Source organism: Lacinutrix sp. MEBiC02404, from assembly GCF_053601575.1.
Genome location: NZ_JBSHNV010000206.1, coordinates 95462 through 112401, shown reverse-complemented (window position 1 = coordinate 112401; position 16940 = coordinate 95462). Strand labels below are relative to the sequence as shown.

Below are 16940 nucleotides of genomic sequence, written 5' to 3'. Positions count from 1 at the left end.
CATGAGTAAAAGTATTTTAAAAGATAAAAGTTATGCCTTTGCTATTTTAATTGTGAAATTATCGCAATTACTAATTACAGAAAAAAAGGAATATATTTTGAGTAAACAACTTTTAAGAAGTGGAACTGCAATTGGAGCATTAATTCGTGAAGCTGAATTTGCTCAAAGTAAAAAAGATTTCATAAATAAAATGAGCATTTCGCTTAAAGAAGCAAATGAGACGTTGTATTGGATCGATTTATTAAAAGACACAAATTATATGGATAAAGAGCAATACCAAGTTCATAATGAATTAAACAAAAAACTGGTGGCTATGTTAGTAAGTTCTATAAAAACAGCAAAATCTAAATTATAATGGGAAATCTTTTAAAAAAAGTACTGATTTTAATATCCTCACCTTTCGACTTTCATTTAAAAAGGATAGCTATTTTTAGTTTTTCACTTTTCACTTTTCACTTTATGAATGGTCAAGAATTAGAAACTTATATTAATGAAGCTTTAGAAAATAGTCCTGAAATCCAGAAATATGAATTACGTTATGGCATTGCTTCCGAAAAAGTAAAAGAAGTAAATAACATTCCTAATACGGAATTTAGTGTAGGTTATTTTGTGACCACACCAGAGACTCGTGTTGGTGCACAACGTGCTCGATTTTCGGTAAAACAAATGTTACCTTGGTTTGGAACCATAACCGCAAGGGAAAATTACGCATCCTCTATGGCAGATACAGAGTACGTGGAGGTCACCATTGCAAAGCGAAAATTGGTACTTGCTGTTTCCCAATTATATTATCAGCTTTATGAAATTAAAGCTAAAAAGGAAGTGATTTCTAGCACTATAGATTTGTTAAAAACCTACGAGCAACTTGCATTAACTTCTGTAGAAGTTGGTAAGGCATCTGTTGTAGACGTGCTTCGATTACAAATAAGACAAAATGAATTACAACAAGAAAATGAAGTCTTAACGCAACAATCAAAAGGTTTTCAGGCGGCTTTGAATAGTTTATTGAATCGTAAATATGATTTAGAAGTACCCGTTGTAGCAGCTTTAGAAATACCTAAAGAAGATTTTCAACTAGAATTGGAGACGATTTCCTTAAATCCGGAACTTTTAAAATATGACAAGTTATATGAATCGGTAGCGCAATCAGAACTGCTTAACCAGCGAGAAGCTATGCCAATGTTTGGCTTTGGGTTGGATTATATTCCTGTTTCCGAACGAACAGATATGGACCTAATAGATAACGGAAAAGATGTTGTAATGCCAATGGTTTCCATTTCTATTCCAATTTTTAATAAGAAATATAAATCGGTTTCTAAACAAAATGAACTCCGCAAACAGGAAATCCAATCTCAAAAAGTAGAGCGGCTAAATATATTGCAGGCTAACTTATCCAAAGCCATTTCTCAACGTAACCAGTCGCGAATTAAATTCGACATACAAGCTAAAAATTTAAAGCAAGCGAAAGATGCGGAAACTATTTTAGTAAAAAGCTATGAAACAGGAACGATTGATTTTAACGATGTTTTAGACATTCAAGAATTACAGTTGAAGTTTGAGATGAATCAAAAAGAATCCATTAAAACATATTACGTACAATCCACAATTATTAATTATCTAACTCAAAAATAATGAAACATACCTATCACATACATGGAATGACTTGCAACGGTTGTCGCGGTCATGTTGAAGAAACCCTTTCTAAAGTAAAAGGTGTTTCTAAAGCTTCGGTAGATTTAGAAAAAGCAGAAGCTACCATAGAAATGGAAGCTCATATCCCTTTAGAACAATTTCAAGAAGCTCTAAAAAAGGATGGTGGACGATATAGCATTCACAAATTAGGAGAACATCACCAGCATACAGAAGTTAAAAAAGACGTGCAACCAAAAGGAAATGGCAGCGGGACGTTCTATTGCCCAATGCATTGTGAAGGTGATAAAACTTACGATAAGCCTGGTGATTGTCCGGTTTGTGGAATGGATTTAGTAGAAGAGCAAAATCTATCTATCCATACTGCAGAGCAATGGACTTGCCCAATGCATCCAGAAATTATAAAAGATACCTCTGGCTCCTGCCCTATTTGCGGTATGGATTTAGTACCCATGAAACCAGATATTTCTGCGGAAGAGAAAACCTATAAAAAGCTCTTAAAAAAGTTCTGGATTGCAGTGGTATTCACAGTGCCTATATTTTTAATTGCCATGAGTGAAATGATTCCAAACAATCCATTATATACTATTATGGAACAGAAACAATGGAATTGGATTCAGTTTACACTATCGATTCCTGTAGTGTTTTATGCCACTTGGATGTTTTTTGAACGTGCCTATCGAAGTATCAAAACATGGAATCTCAATATGTTTACACTTATCGGAATTGGTGCAGGTGTATCTTGGCTATTTTCGGTATTCGGAATGTTCTTCCCAGACATTTTTCCAAGTCAATTTAAAACAGCTTCTGGTGCCGTACATGTGTATTTTGAAGCGGCAACGGTAATTCTAACATTGGTGCTTTTAGGACAACTTTTAGAAGCGCGTGCGCATAGTAAAACCAATTCCGCAGTAAAAGAGTTACTAAAATTAGCACCCAATAAAGCAACCAAAATAGTAAATGGCGAAGCTATGGAAGTGCCTATCGATAAGATTGCATTACAGGATATTCTAAAAGTAAAACCTGGAGATAAGATTCCTGTAGATGGTGTTATTACAGAAGGAAATACCACTATTGACGAATCTATGATTTCTGGAGAACCCCTTCCTGTAGACCGATTCGAAGGCGATAAAGTAAGCGGTGGTACCATCAATGGAAACCAAACTTTTTTAATGAAAGCTGAAAAAATTGGTAGCGATACATTACTCTCTCAAATTATTCAAATGGTGAATGATGCTAGTAGAAGTCGCGCGCCAATTCAGAACTTAGCAGATAAAGTTTCTGGTTATTTTGTGCCTGTTGTGGTTCTTATTTCTTTAATCACTTTTGCAATCTGGACTATTTGGGGACCAGAACCTGTTTATGTATATGCCTTTGTCAATGCCATTGCCGTATTAATTATTGCTTGTCCGTGTGCGCTAGGTTTAGCGACACCAATGTCTATAATGGTTGGTGTTGGTAAAGGTGCTCAAAATGGTGTCTTGGTAAAAAATGCAGAAGCATTGGAAAGAATGGCCAAAGTAGATACTTTAATTATTGATAAAACGGGAACCATTACCGAAGGAAAACCAACCGTAGAAAAAGCAGCTGCATTTAATAGCGTTTTAACGGATAAAGAAGTACTGCAGTACATTGTGTCTTTAAATAGCAATAGTGAACATCCTTTAGCCGAAGCCACCGTAAAATATGGTAAAGAGCAAAATAGCGAAGTATTAAAATCAGAAGGCTTTAGTGCTGTTACAGGAAAAGGTGTGGAAGCTACGATAAACAATAAAAAAGTAGCCTTAGGAAATCCTAAAATGATGGATTATGTCCATGCTGAAATTACTTCAAAAATGAAGGGAGAAGTGAAAACCTATCAAAAACAAGGGAAGACTGTTTCCTATCTATCCGTTAACAAAACAGTCGTTGGTTATGTGGTTATTGGAGACAAAATAAAAACAACTAGCGCAAAAGCGATCAAAGCACTTCAAGATAAAGGAATTGCAGTAATAATGCTTACAGGTGATAATCACGATACCGCACAAGCTGTTGCTTCGGAACTGCATCTTGCGGACTTTAAAGCAAGTATGTTACCAGAAAATAAACTACAAGAAGTAGAGAAGTTACAACAACAAGGAAAAGTTGTAGCTATGGCTGGTGACGGCATTAATGATGCTCCGGCATTGGCGAAAAGTGATGTTGGTATCGCGATGGGAACAGGAACAGATGTAGCCATTGAAAGTGCGATGATCACTTTAGTAAAAGGCGATTTACACGGTATTGTAAAAGCGCAACATTTAAGCGTTGCAGTAATGAAAAACATTAAACAGAATCTGTTTTTTGCATTGATTTATAACACGATCGGAATACCAATTGCAGCAGGTGTTTTATTTCCTGTTTTCGGAATCTTATTATCCCCAATGATCGCAGCTTTAGCCATGAGTTTTAGTTCGGTTTCGGTGATTGCAAATGCATTGCGATTAAGAAATATTAAAATATAATATAATGAAAAATAATAAGATAATTAACCTGCAAGGTATTGCTGACAGAGGAAGCTTCCTGGTAGGTTTTAAAAACATAGAAACTTATGAAAAAGTATAGTATTTATATAGGTTTGATTATAGTTGGATTAATTTTAGGATGGTTCCTTTTTGGAGGTACATCAAATGCAGAAGAAATACACAAGCACATTAATGTAGCAGAAACAAACCAAATGTGGACCTGTTCCATGCATCCACAAATTATGAAAACGGAACCTGGCGATTGTCCTATTTGCGGGATGGATTTAATTCCTGTAGAAAATAATTCGGATGGTTTATTAGCGGATCAATTCCAACTTTCAGAAAATGCAATGGCATTGGCAAACATACAAACCTCTATGGTTGGTGCAAGTAATACCAATACGGATTCCGGTATCATTTTATCTGGAAAAATCACGGAGAATGAAAATGAAACAGCTACCATGCCGGCTCATTTTGATGGAAGAATAGAAAAACTATATGTGAATTCGTTAGGGGAACGTGTTAAAAAAGGACAGGCGATTGCTCAAATATATTCACCAGCACTTATTGCGGCACAACAAGAATTAATTACCACCTATAAGTTAAAAGCATCGCAACCACAATTGTATAATGCGGTTAAAAATAAATTTAAAAACTGGATGATTCACGGATCACAATTGGATGAAGTGGAACAGACAGGTCAAGTAAAAAGAAGTTTTACAATTTACTCACATGTATCTGGTGTGGTGACCGAAATTGCAATAAATGAAGGTTCGCATATTATGGATGGAAAACCCATTTTTAAAGTCTCCAACCTAAACACGGTTTGGGCAAATTTTGATGTGTATGAAAATCAAATCAGCCAATTTAAAAAAGGGCAAGCTGTTGTAATAACAACCAATGCGTATCCAGATAAAACATTCCAAGGGAAAGTAGATTTTATAGATCCTATTTTAGATATGAAAACTCGAACGGTAAAATTAAGAGTAGTCCTTAATAATAAAGAAGATCTATTTAAACCTGGAATGTTTGTGGAAGGAAAAATAAAAGGAATCGCTTCTTCCAGTAAAGAACACGAATTATCAATTCCAGCTTCTGCTGTTTTATGGACCGGAAAGCGTTCGGTAGTATATGTAAAAACTAATCCTACAGCACCTGTTTTTGAAATGCGTGAAATCACATTAGGGAATCGAATAGGTAGTAATTATATCGTTTTAGAAGGTTTGCAAAAGGAAGATGAAATTGTAACCAACGGGACTTTTACCGTAGACGCAGCGGCACAATTACAAGGTAAGAAATCGATGATGAATACATCCAATACAGCAGCATCTAAACCAGCTATGGAACTTATGAAAATGACATTCCCTACCCATTTTCAAAAAGAGTTTAAAGAAATACTTCCTATGTACCTAAAGATGAAAGATGCCTTTATTGAAAGTAATGGGAATACGGTTTCTGATTTTGCAGGTACTATGCATCAGAAAGCACAAAATTTCGATGTAACTGGTTTAGGGAAAATGGAATTAGGACATTTTAATAAAACGCTATCTATGCTAAAAGCGATTTCCGAAACTAAAGAAATAGAAAACCAACGGGAGCATTTTGTTATACTCAATGAAAATATAGTAGCAATAGTTATGAATATAGAGGATTTGAATACCACATTATATGTTCAAAAATGCCCAATGGCAAATAATAACAATGGTGCCATGTGGCTGAGTAATGAAAAAGATATCCGAAATCCGTATTACGGAGAGACAATGATGACCTGTGGAAGTGTCATTCAAGAAATCAAATAAATAATAACATTAAAAACGAATATAGGATGACTAGAATAAAGAAGTTAAATATTATAAGCGTTCTACTTGCTTTAACCGCAATAGCGATGCTTGGTATTGGTGTTATAATGAAAATTCCAGCTCCAGCTTTAACGGGTGTCGGATTTCTATTAATAGTATGGGCTTTACAAGTAATTAAATAAATAACAAATACATAAATTTTTAAACAATGAAGAAAATAGTTTTAAGTCTAGCTGTAATAGCTACAATGGGTTTAACAAGTTGTAAAAACGAAACCAAACAGGAAACAGAAACAGCAACTACCGAAGTATCCAAGGAAATGGCTATGGCCGATATTTCTTTTGGTGTACGCGGAAACTGTGGCATGTGTAAAAGTACGATCGAAAAAGCTGCAAATGCTGTTGCTGGTGTATCTAAAGCAACTTGGGATGTAGATAAAAAGAAAATGAATGTTTCTTTTGATGATACTAAAACTGATGCCATGGCTATTCATAATGCCGTTGCAGCTTCTGGTTATGATACCGATAAAGTTCTAGGAAGTGAAAAAGCCTATGAGAATTTACCGGATTGTTGTAAATATGATCATGAAATGAAAATGAATTCATCTGGAGCTCCGACAGAATAAAACCTTTCACATCCAAATCATAAAGCCAAAAAAGCCTATTAAAAACAAGTATTTTTAATAGGCTTTTTTTAATAATAGAAAGAATACCAATCCTATTTTCTCTTTAGTTAAGGCTTTAATAGAAGAAGTTTTATAAGAAACGTCTACTGTTTGCTTGGTATATAATTTTAATTCAAGATCATATCGGCAGCTTTCTCACCAATCATAATCACTGGAGCATTTGTGTTTCCAGAGGTAATTGCTGGCATTATAGATGCATCTGCTACTCGTAATCCTTTTATTCCATGTACTTTTAGTTCTGGATCAACAACTGCCAAACTATCGATTCCCATCTTACAAGTACCAACCATATGATGGTATGTGGCGCAAGATTTTCTAATATAATCAAGAACTTCTTCTTTGGTTTTATCTTTACCTGGATACACTTCTTCTTTTGTCCATGCTTTCATTGCTTCCGTGTAACCCATTTTCTGACATATTTTAACCGCTTCATACATGGCATCTACATCGGCTTGCTCTCCTAAATAATTTGGATCTAAATGTAATTCGTCATCAGGTTTGGATGACTTTAGTTTTATTTCTCCTCTACTTACAGGTCTAATGATACCTGCGCAAAATGTGAATGCATTTTCCGGACCTTCAAAACCAGGACTGTAATACGGTAATGCCATAAAAAGTGGTTGTAAATCTGGAACTAACATATTTGGCCGACTTTTCCAGAATAACTGCGCTTCTAAAAGGTTTGCTTGCGGTGGTGGTATTTGCTGTTTTGCTTCGAATATAACACTTGTCAATAGGTGATCATGTAAATTTTGTCCAACACCTGGAAGGTTTTTCACAATATCAATACCTAGTTTTTCTAAATCTTCGGCATTTCCTATACCAGAAAGCATTAATAACTGTGGAGAACCAATTGCCCCTGCAGATACAATAACTTCTTTTGTGCTATGTGCCGTAATTAGTTGGTCTACTTTTTTATAACGAACGCCAATACAAGTCTCACCATCAAAAATTAAATTTTGTGCTTGCGCATTGGTAACCACAGTTAAATTTTTGCGAGACAAAATAGGTACTAAGAAAGCTTTTGCTGTAGAACAACGTTCTCCTTCTGGAGTTACGGTTAAATCGTTTAAACCAGCACCCCAAATGTTAGCATTGAAATCGTCTGTTTTAGGAAAACCTAATTCTTCACATGCGGCAATAGCAACATGCGATATCGGGCTTGGTTTTTTTATAGGAGTGACATGCAGTGGTCCCTGATCCCCATGATATTTATTCGCTCCTTTTTCAAAATTTTCTGATTTTTTAAAATAAGGAAGCACGCTTTCATAATCCCAACCTTGGCATCCTTGATACGCCCAATTATCGTAATCGGTGTGGTGTCCTCTAATATAAATCATACCATTAATACTGCTACTACCACCAAGTGTTTTTCCTCTAGGCCAATAACGAGGTGTATTTCCAGCATTTTTTTGAGGTATGGTCATATATGCCCAATCTCTTTTGGTTTGCCAAGTAGCTGGCCAACCCGATGGAGAATGAATATTGGGATCATTATCTGGACTTCCTGCTTCTAATAATAAGACAGTATGATTCGGGTCTTCAGATAGTCGATTAGCCAATACACATCCCGCAGATCCTGCACCAACTATTATAAAATCATATTTCATATTTGCTTTAATTTAATTAATATTCGTTTCTTTTTCTTAGAAAATTTTCCCTGAATGCATACATGTAATACCACATGAATTTCTAGAATGACATGCCAATTACAAAGGGAGCTAAAAAGAGAGTTTTGTTTATTTCTATTGTAAAATTATCAATTATTTACAGCAAAAGTTTAAGTATAGTTCGTTTTAAATTAATTATAATGCGAATTATATAAATTTAACAGTATTTCATTGTTAAATTATAGTATTCTACGAAAATTATTAACTATAATTTATTAGAAATCTCATCCATTCTACAAAACCCTTCCAAAAGATAGCTCTTGTATACGAAATGGGAAAACATGGTTTTTACTTCGCTCCTGCGCAGTCTTTATAGTATTGCTATGTTTTAGCAAATAGAAAGGTTGCATATATTTTGTACCCCCTTTTTACTAATATTTTGTTTTGTTTTGAAAATAATTTTAACATTTCTCGACATAATCAAGAACTAAATCCTACTTTTAACTAAATGAATCTAACCAAAACTTTTGTATATCTAGATTTTAGCAATTATTTTTGCACGGATGGGACTTTTCGCTTTGGTGATATTTTCCTTTAGAGCGGTAACCATTCGTCAAAATCAATTTAATATCAAGCAACATTAAAAAAATCCTATATATCATTTCGTTAAAAAAGCATCCCCACAAATCGTATCGTAAAAAAATGAAAAAGGTAAAATGTTTGTGTTTTCTAATTGCTATAAGTATTACAAACTATAGTTTTTCCCAATTAGGTGATTTAGCTAAAATAGACTACACCATACTTCCTGCAGGAAATTCGAATGTAGAATATACCAGATCTAGAGCCTTATTTAACGTGCCTATAAAACTGAAAAACGAAAAAGAGTACTTGTTTTTAGGATTAGATTATAGTAATTTTAATTTAAGAATGGAAGGAGATGATCGTCCTTTTGATAAAGAGCAACTTAGCGATTTTCAGTCTTTGGATATTAATATAGGATACACCACACCATTAAAGAACGATTGGCGTCTAGGCGCAAGGTTATCTCCTGGATTTAGCACCAATTTATCGGCAACCAGTTTGTCTTTTGAAGATGTGATACTTTCCGGAGTGGTGGTATTTATAAAGAATAAAAAAGAAAGCGAAGACGTAAAGAAACCTTGGCGACTTATTATTGGCGCGTCCTATTCAGGAAATCGTGGTTTTCCTTATCCACTACCTTTTATTAGTTATTACCGAAAATTTCATCCCAAATGGTCGTATAATGTTGGGATTCCTAAAACGAATCTACAATATCATATTTCTGCAAAACATCGCCTAAAAGCCTATGCAGATTTAGACGGATTTACAGCCAACTTACAACGTGGTGTGCTTGTAAATGATGCCGTGGTGGCCGAAAGCGTAAACATGTCTTTAATATTAAGCGGATTGCAATACGAGTTTCATTTCACAAAACACTTACAGTTTTATGCACGGACTTCCTATATTTTGAGTAATTCGGTGCATTTAAGAGATAAAAACAGAGACGATATTATAGATCTAGACAATTCGAATACGCTGTATTTACGAACTGGGATACGGTTTAAGCTTTAATTGGTAATATTTTATCGGTTTGCTTGGATATGAAAATCTTATATCAAAACTCTGTTCTAATCCCATTAGTCTAATTGTATTAAGCAAATTCCATAGCAATTGGTAGTAAGACACATTCGCTTTCTAGTGGTGTCCCAAAGCACCTTGATCTGATCTACACCATCAACTATATATCAAAAAGACCATGAAAACGCTTTAAAAATCCCCTACTTTTTCATACCTTCATACTACCAAATAAAAAGTCATGAAACAAGTATTTATAGTATGTACGGCCTTATTTATAAGTAGCTTATCATTTGCACAATTTCAAGTTTCGGTGAGTTCTGGTTATGCCATAGGAAGTGCCGAGATGAAATTAGGAGAAAAAATCAATTCCTTAGAAACCGAAAACAGCTATGGTAGCTACGGGGAAGGTGCCAATTTTCAATTACGAGGAACGTATTTCTTCGGGGAATCTTTTGGTGCAGAAATAGGATTAGGTTATTTGCATGGTACCGATCAAACCGTATCTAAAGTGAATCTTCCAAATAGAGAAGTCGATGCCGTGGCTAGAGCGCGCGCTTTTGGTGCTTCTGCTTCTATGGTTTATCGATTTACCAATAATATTTACGGTCGTTTTGGTGCCTTAATAAAAGTAGGTGGTAAAACAGAAGCGGTGATCTATGATAAAACCGTGTTTTCACAAGATCAAGCAGATGCTTTTGGTGTGCCGTTAGGTTCGTATTCGGAAACTAATTATAAAGAAGATTTTCACGGACAATTTCCTTTAGGTTTTATTGCTGCGCTTGGTTATAAATACGATTTGAAGAACAACTTAAGCCTTTTTGTAGAAGCAGAATATTACGGGATTAGCTTAAAACGGAAAGATTCCGAGCTTTCCGAATTTAATACCGATATTGTTTTACCAGATGGCACCGTTGCGGTGGCTGGTTTTTATTCTTTAGATAATTTACCAGATGGTTATAATAAAGAAACTACCTACGTAGATAATCTGGATAATAGCAATACCGATGCGTCTAAAAAACTGTCTCAAAAAGTACCGTATTCTTCTTTCGGAATTAATTTTGGTATCACCTATACCTTTAATAAATCGGCTAAAAAGGAATAAGGCTTTTAGAACTTAACAGCGAATAGAAATCCTCTATTTTACTTCATTATCCGCCAAAACGTCTTGGTGGCGGTAATGGGATACGCACCGTTTCTTTAGGAACATTTGGAAATTTACCGGCTTCCCAATCTTTTTTCGCTTGTGCAATTAGTGCTTTGTTAGAAGCCACAAAATTCCATTCTATAAAGCGTTCTTCTGGTAAAGTATCGCCTCCAAAAATGTAAATTGTCGTATTGGCTGCTATTTCAAAACTGCACAATGTACTGTCTTTTGCTACCAATAATTGCTTCGTTCCGTAGGTATGGCCGTCACTCGTGATACTTCCTTCTAAAATATATAATGCGCTTTCTCCAAATAAATGTTCGCCTATGTTTACGGTTTTCGCTTCCGCGGAATGGATTTCCAAAAAGTATAACGGACTGTACACAGGAACAGCAGATTTCTTGCCAAAAGCTGCTCCTGCTATTAACTTAAAATGCACCCCATTTACTTCCCAACTAGGGATTTCTTCGGCGGAAACATGGGTAAACGATGGTTCACATTGCTCTTCTTCTTTCGGTAAAGCGACCCAAATTTGTAAACCATGTAACATTTTATCCGAAGTTCTTAAACGCTCGGGAGTGCGCTCGGTATGCACAACGCCTTTTCCTGCAGTCATCCAATTTACGGCTCCAGCGGTGATTTCTACTTCGGTACCCAAACTATCGCGATGCATAATAGCACCTTCAAATAAAAAGGTTAAGGTAGATAAACCAATATGTGGATGCATGGCAATATCCATATTTTCTTTTTCATCCATGCAAACCGGTCCCATGTGATCGATAAATATAAAAGGACCAACCATACGCTTCTGTCGAAAAGGCAACAATCTCCCCACCAGAAAATTACCAATGTTGGCAGCGCGTTCTTCAATTATTAGTTTGGTATTGGACATGGTTTTATAGTTTATTATACTCTTTAAAACTAGGATCTACAAGCTTCTTCTTTTCGGGATGTTTTTGAATATAACTCAATATATAAGAACAATATGGCAAGACGGTTTTATTGTGGTCTTCTATATATTGTAAGGTTTTTTCTACCAAAGCGCCTGCAATACCGCGACCGCTTAAAGCCGATTCTACTTCGGTATGCAATAATGCAATTTGGTTACCAGTTTCTTTATAGGTTACAAAAGCAATGCTGTTATCGATTTCTATTTCGAAACGTTTCTTTTCTTCGTTTTTATACAGCGGTATGTTTGTAAAGTCTTCTCTCATTTTTTAAATATATAAAAAACAGCTCCAAAAAAGAACTGTTTTAAAGGTTTATTAATCTTCTAAATACCCGAATTTTCCAGTATTGAAATCTTGAAAAGCTTCCATTAATTCTGCTTCGGTATTCATAACAAATGGTCCGTGTGCAGCAATTGGCTCGTTAATCGGTTCGCCGCTTAACACCAATATTACAGCATCTTCAACTGCTTCGATGCTAAAGGTTTCTCCATCGTTTTTAAACATTACAAAGTGATCTTGTGGTGCATCCACAATTTCATTCACTTTTGCAGCGCCTTCTACCATTAAAATACTTGTAGTATAATGTTCTGGAAAAGACAATTGCGTCTTCCCTCCTTTTTTCAATTTCACATTAAACATATTAATTGGTGAAAAGGTAGATGCCGCACCTTTATTTCCTTGAAACTCTCCTGCAATTACTTCTACTTCTCCGGCAGCATCTGGTAAAGCTACTTTAGTTATTTCTGAATTAGAAATTGCTTGGTATTTTGGTGTGCTCATTTTGTCTTTAGCAGGAAGATTTACCCACAATTGTACCATTTGAAATTCCCCTCCTGTTTTGCTCCATTCGGTTTCATGAAATTCTTTATGTAAAACACCTGAAGCTGCAGTCATCCATTGTACATCGCCTTCCCCAATGATTCCACCTCCACCAGAACTATCATTATGCTGCACACGACCTTTATATGCAATAGTTACGGTTTCAAAACCTCTATGCGGATGTACGCCAACGCCTTTTGGTTTATCGGTTGCTGGGAAGTTGAATTTGGAATTATAATCCAACATAATAAATGGATCCATACGTTGCATGGTCGATGTTCCCGGAATAAAATTGTGTACTCTAAATCCGTCACCCACAAAATGTGGTGTTCCTGGTCTGGTTACTTTTTCTATATTTTTAGTTTTCATAATGTGTACTTTTATTTGATTACTGTAAAATTACAGGAAATCTAAAAGTTCTGCATTGACCTATGATAAGAAGTGCCTTTTTAGAAATTATAACTGTTTTGTTATCACTTACGTGAAAAGTTTTCTGCTGCTAAAGCTTTACGCACACGACTTAAACTTTCTGGAGTAATCCCTAAATAGGAAGCAATCATCCATTGTGGTACACGAAGTAACATATCTGGATACATTCCGACAAATTCCAAATAGCGTATTCTTGCAGAAGCTCCTAATAACAAACTGATGCGTTTGTACAAATGCCGAATATGGTTTTGTAGTAAGTTTTCGTTTTGTTTTCTGAAATCCGGATTTATTTTCGCTACACGATTCACAAAATCTTCGTCTAACATTACGGTTAGCGTATCTTCAATGGCATCGATATAGTATGTAGAAGGTTCTTGGAAGAAGACGCTTCCGCGATCGCTAACAATCCAGTTTTCGGATGCGAATTGTAGAATGCTTTCTTTGCCTTCTTCATTTAAAGCATAAAAACGCAATACGCCTTGTTCTACAAAAAAGGAATGGGAACAGATTTCACCTTGCTGTAAAAGGAAATCGTTTTTAGAAACTTTCTTTGTTTTAATAAAAGGTGCTATTTGCGTGAATTCGCTTTCCGATAATCCGCATTTTTCTATAATATGTTTTTTAAAATTGGGTACCTTCATCATAGATATAAAGGTAAATAATTAGAATCTAAGAATTCCTATTTTACGTATTAATAGACATTGCTGTTCTTCTTTTTTTCCAGAAAGCACTTTCTTTCCAACGGTTTTCTAAAGCATATTGCGCTTCTAGTTTTTCCATATAGCCTTGAAAAGCATTTTCAAGCACATAAGTATAAGCTAGCAAGGCATCTTCTTTATTAGCAAAAACACTAGCAAGCGCATGTCCAGCATAATAACCAGATGCTAACGCAGAGGTAATTCCGTAAGAAGAAATAGGATCAAATGTATATGCGGCATCTCCTACTGCCATCCAACAATCCCCAAAGGTTTTAGCTAGTTTACTTGTTCCTGCAGGCATTATTTTTAAGTGCTCTAGATCCAGCACGGCAAAAGCTAATAACTTAGAAATATGCGCTGTATTCTTGAGTTCCGCTTCTGTAAAAGCAATAGTGTTTTTCTTTTCTGGCAAGAAATCACGATCTGTAAAAAATAAAAGTATAATCTCGTTATCCTTTTGTGGCGCAACGTACCACCAACCATTTTCTGTAGCTTCTACTAGAATTTGATGTGGCATTGGAGCTTCCAAAGTTGCTTTAAAAACCATTGCAAACTGGTTATCTAATTGCTGTTTTTTAATTCCTAATTGCTGACAAACGGATGCTTTTCTTCCTGTGGCATCCACAACGTATTTTGCAGAAAGGACTTGTGTTTCATTTTCATTTTGAATACTTACTTCAACTCCTATATTGGTTCGTTCTACTTTCCGAAACTTATAACCGGCCATAAAGGAACTTCCTTGGTTTATAACGTGCATTCGTAGTTGTTCTTCAAAGCGCAATCGATCCAATAAATAGCCATGGCCATAAATACCTGCGATAAATTCTTTTAATTCTAATGCCGAATTTCCCCAACAACTTTTATTACCATAATAAGGTTGATGTTCCTTTGCTTCTACCAAATGTTGAATACCTAATTTTTTTAATAAGGGTTTTGCGTTTGGCGGAATTGCTTCTCCTAACTTTCGTGTGGGGACTAAATTAGCCTCGACAATAACATGCGAAATCCCTCTTGCACCAAGCGTTAATGCTGTAGCAATTCCGGCAGGTCCTCCGCCTATAATAATAACATCGTATGTGTTTTTAACGTTCGCCACGATCTAATGTTCTTCTTTTTCTATTCGTTTTAGGTGCATCTTTACGTAATTCTGCAACTTTTTTCTGTGCATGTTCTAAGTTTTCAACCATAAGCGTTACGCCTACATCTGCTTTTAAATGCGGATCTACTACACTGTCTTTATCTCCTTCGGCATATACGACTTGCGCAAAGGTTGGATCCGGATCTTCCGCGCTAAAATTTCGTCCCATTTCTACCCAAGAAACTTCGGGAAGAAAACCTTCGGTATTATTGGGGATCGGTTTATCCTGTTTGGTGATGATACCTAGTTCATGCCATTCATCAACCATATTGGTGAGTCGTTTTAAATGATCAGCTTCAATATCTCGTAGCCAATCTTGGCGATAATCTAAATGTTTTAAACGTTGTGCAACGCCTACATTCCCTGCTTGCATACGCAAATAGCCATCTTCTGCTAACACCTGATTAGGTACTCGTGCAGCCCAGAAAGATGGTAATGGTAAATAGGTAGAAACAGTATATCCAGAAAGGCAACTTGCTTCATCGGTTTGCCATGGTACACCCATCCACCGGGTTAAAGATCCTGGACCGTTTGTATAAAACGGACCGTTAGCAGCAGTGGCAACTTCTGGTGTTAAAATGGGACCATAATCTAAATGTATGGCTTCTCCTTCCGGAAGTACACGCAAACGATATGGTTCTTTCCACATATGAATAATTCGCATAGTCCAAGTAAGTTCTATTCCTGGATGAAAAGGTCCGCCCAAGCAATCTTCTAAAGGTGCTTGTTTTAATGCGTTTATTTGTTCGGAAAGCGATAGTTTTTCAAAAGGAACAAATGCTTTAGGAGTTCCTGATTTGAAATTACCCAGCATCCATTGTTGTAAACGCTGATATTGCGTTACGGTAATTGGTAAATCGTCTAATGCTATTTTTTCATAATCTCCAAAACCATCGCCATAAAATGGAGGTACTTTTGCTGGTGCCCAAGTTTTTGAGTTCGGATCTCTAAACCATTCGAATACGCGATCTCTTGCAGATTTGGAGGTTTCACTCGGATTTGCTAATACCGCAACCAAATCGGGGTTTGAAAAATCGGAAGGTGAATTATGTCCGAACAGCATATTAAAACCTTGATTCACCCATTGTGTTTGACTCATACGTTCTAATATTGGGTAAATATCTCTGTAGAATTCTACACCATTTTGGGAAGGATTTGGATAGCCCATTTGCGTAATGAATAAATTTTGAACCACATCATTCATCGTTACCACACCATATAATCCTTGTCCGAAATTTGGTGGTGTCACGGCAATCATTGCAGGTGTAGCTTCATAGTCTACACCATTTATAGTAACGGTTGCTCGAATAACACCATCGCAAGTATCATCATGCCAACCATCATTATTTGCAAAAGTGGTAATAGGTAGATTATCATGGGATTGGGCATCGCCGTTTCCAGCGAAGAATAATAAACGACCAGCAGTATCGGTTTCTAAATGTCCTAACTTTACTGGTGTTCCGTAAAACGATCCATCATCAAAGTTGTGCTTGCCCTCTTTTATATTTTTACCACAAATAGATTTGGAACTAGGTTTTATTGCTAGTTTTTCTCGATCTGCTCCTTGTACATCGTTATTTCTTGGTTTTGCGGATTTAGAATAGGTACCCAAATCCATAGCATTCCTAAAATCATACCAAGCAGGTTTTACATTGGCAACTTCTGCTCGCCAAGTAATGGTAGCTTCATTTGCTGTAAGTTCTTGTATCGGTTTCCCATTGGCATCAAAAGCATAAATTCTAAAACGTGCTACTTCCTTTTTAATACGACCTAATGCATCTTTGAAACCTCCTTTTGGAACGGTAGATATTCCTGGTTGTTCTGCTGCTAAAAAGTGTTCCGGAGAGTTTCCTATTCTGGAAATTCCGATAGGTGGATAAATACTAACGTAACTTATTTCTGATGTTTTCATAATACAGGGTATGGATTCTATGTA

General features: G+C 35.9%; 15 protein-coding genes. 8 read left to right on the top strand and 7 right to left on the bottom strand.

Annotated features, from left to right (window positions below; genetic code table 11):
- Position 1 precedes the first annotated feature (1 nt).
- The 6 genes from ACVCXO_RS12785 to ACVCXO_RS12760 all read left to right on the top strand — a co-directional run bounded on the left by ACVCXO_RS12785 (position 2) and on the right by ACVCXO_RS12760 (position 6557).
- Positions 2–355 (top strand): four helix bundle protein, encoded by a 354-nt coding sequence (locus ACVCXO_RS12785; protein ID WP_452229980.1) that lies wholly within the window; start codon positions 2–4, stop codon positions 353–355.
- Positions 355–1632 (top strand): TolC family protein, encoded by a 1278-nt coding sequence (locus tag ACVCXO_RS12780; RefSeq protein ID WP_452229979.1) that lies wholly within the window; start codon positions 355–357, stop codon positions 1630–1632. Before ACVCXO_RS12785 ends, ACVCXO_RS12780 begins: the two co-directional genes overlap by 1 nt.
- Positions 1632–4133: a heavy metal translocating P-type ATPase gene (locus ACVCXO_RS12775; RefSeq protein ID WP_452229978.1), complete on the top strand. Its 2502-nt coding sequence runs from the start codon at positions 1632–1634 to the stop codon at positions 4131–4133. The genes ACVCXO_RS12780 and ACVCXO_RS12775 overlap by 1 nt, the downstream gene beginning before the upstream one ends.
- A gap of 86 nt (positions 4134–4219) precedes the next feature.
- On the top strand, positions 4220–5932 hold the full coding sequence (locus ACVCXO_RS12770) for an efflux RND transporter periplasmic adaptor subunit (protein ID WP_452229977.1): 1713 nt from the start codon (positions 4220–4222) through the stop codon (positions 5930–5932).
- A 26-nt stretch (positions 5933–5958) separates the two neighbouring features.
- Positions 5959–6114 (top strand): hypothetical protein, encoded by a 156-nt coding sequence (locus ACVCXO_RS12765; RefSeq protein WP_452229976.1) that lies wholly within the window; start codon positions 5959–5961, stop codon positions 6112–6114.
- A 26-nt stretch (positions 6115–6140) separates the two neighbouring features.
- A complete protein-coding gene (locus tag ACVCXO_RS12760; RefSeq protein WP_452229975.1) occupies positions 6141–6557 on the top strand; it encodes a heavy-metal-associated domain-containing protein in 417 nt (138 codons plus the stop codon).
- Positions 6558–6724: 167 nt separating this feature from the next.
- Here the strand turns inward: ACVCXO_RS12760 and ACVCXO_RS12755 are convergent, their stop codons facing one another.
- A complete protein-coding gene (locus ACVCXO_RS12755; RefSeq protein ID WP_452229974.1) occupies positions 6725–8227 on the bottom strand; it encodes a GMC family oxidoreductase in 1503 nt (500 codons plus the stop codon).
- Positions 8228–8929: 702 nt separating this feature from the next.
- On the opposite strand from ACVCXO_RS12755, the gene ACVCXO_RS12750 reads away from it, so the two are divergent.
- The gene (locus ACVCXO_RS12750) at positions 8930–9820 is read left to right on the top strand and encodes a DUF6268 family outer membrane beta-barrel protein (RefSeq protein WP_452229973.1); all 891 of its coding nucleotides are present in this window, start codon (positions 8930–8932) and stop codon (positions 9818–9820) included.
- A gap of 244 nt (positions 9821–10064) precedes the next feature.
- Positions 10065–10928 (top strand): outer membrane beta-barrel protein, encoded by an 864-nt coding sequence (locus ACVCXO_RS12745; protein ID WP_452229972.1) that lies wholly within the window; start codon positions 10065–10067, stop codon positions 10926–10928.
- Between the two features lie 46 nt (positions 10929–10974).
- Here ACVCXO_RS12745 and ACVCXO_RS12740 read toward each other — a convergent pair whose 3' ends face one another.
- From ACVCXO_RS12740 to ACVCXO_RS12715, 6 genes are all read right to left on the bottom strand, one after another.
- A complete protein-coding gene (locus ACVCXO_RS12740; protein WP_452229971.1) occupies positions 10975–11862 on the bottom strand; it encodes a pirin family protein in 888 nt (295 codons plus the stop codon).
- Positions 11863–11866: 4 nt separating this feature from the next.
- The gene (locus ACVCXO_RS12735) at positions 11867–12184 is read right to left on the bottom strand and encodes a GNAT family N-acetyltransferase (protein WP_452229970.1); all 318 of its coding nucleotides are present in this window, start codon (positions 12182–12184) and stop codon (positions 11867–11869) included.
- Between the two features lie 51 nt (positions 12185–12235).
- Positions 12236–13108 carry a pirin family protein gene (locus tag ACVCXO_RS12730; RefSeq protein ID WP_452229969.1) on the bottom strand — a complete coding sequence of 291 codons (873 nt, stop codon included), beginning with the start codon at positions 13106–13108 and terminating at the stop codon, positions 12236–12238.
- A gap of 104 nt (positions 13109–13212) precedes the next feature.
- The gene (locus ACVCXO_RS12725; RefSeq protein ID WP_452229968.1) at positions 13213–13812 is read right to left on the bottom strand and encodes a Crp/Fnr family transcriptional regulator; all 600 of its coding nucleotides are present in this window, start codon (positions 13810–13812) and stop codon (positions 13213–13215) included.
- Between the two features lie 40 nt (positions 13813–13852).
- Positions 13853–14962 (bottom strand): NAD(P)/FAD-dependent oxidoreductase, encoded by a 1110-nt coding sequence (locus ACVCXO_RS12720; RefSeq protein WP_452229967.1) that lies wholly within the window; start codon positions 14960–14962, stop codon positions 13853–13855.
- A complete protein-coding gene (locus tag ACVCXO_RS12715) occupies positions 14949–16916 on the bottom strand; it encodes a LodA/GoxA family CTQ-dependent oxidase (RefSeq protein WP_452229966.1) in 1968 nt (655 codons plus the stop codon). Before ACVCXO_RS12715 ends, ACVCXO_RS12720 begins: the two co-directional genes overlap by 14 nt.
- Between the last annotated feature and the right edge of the window lie 24 nt (positions 16917–16940).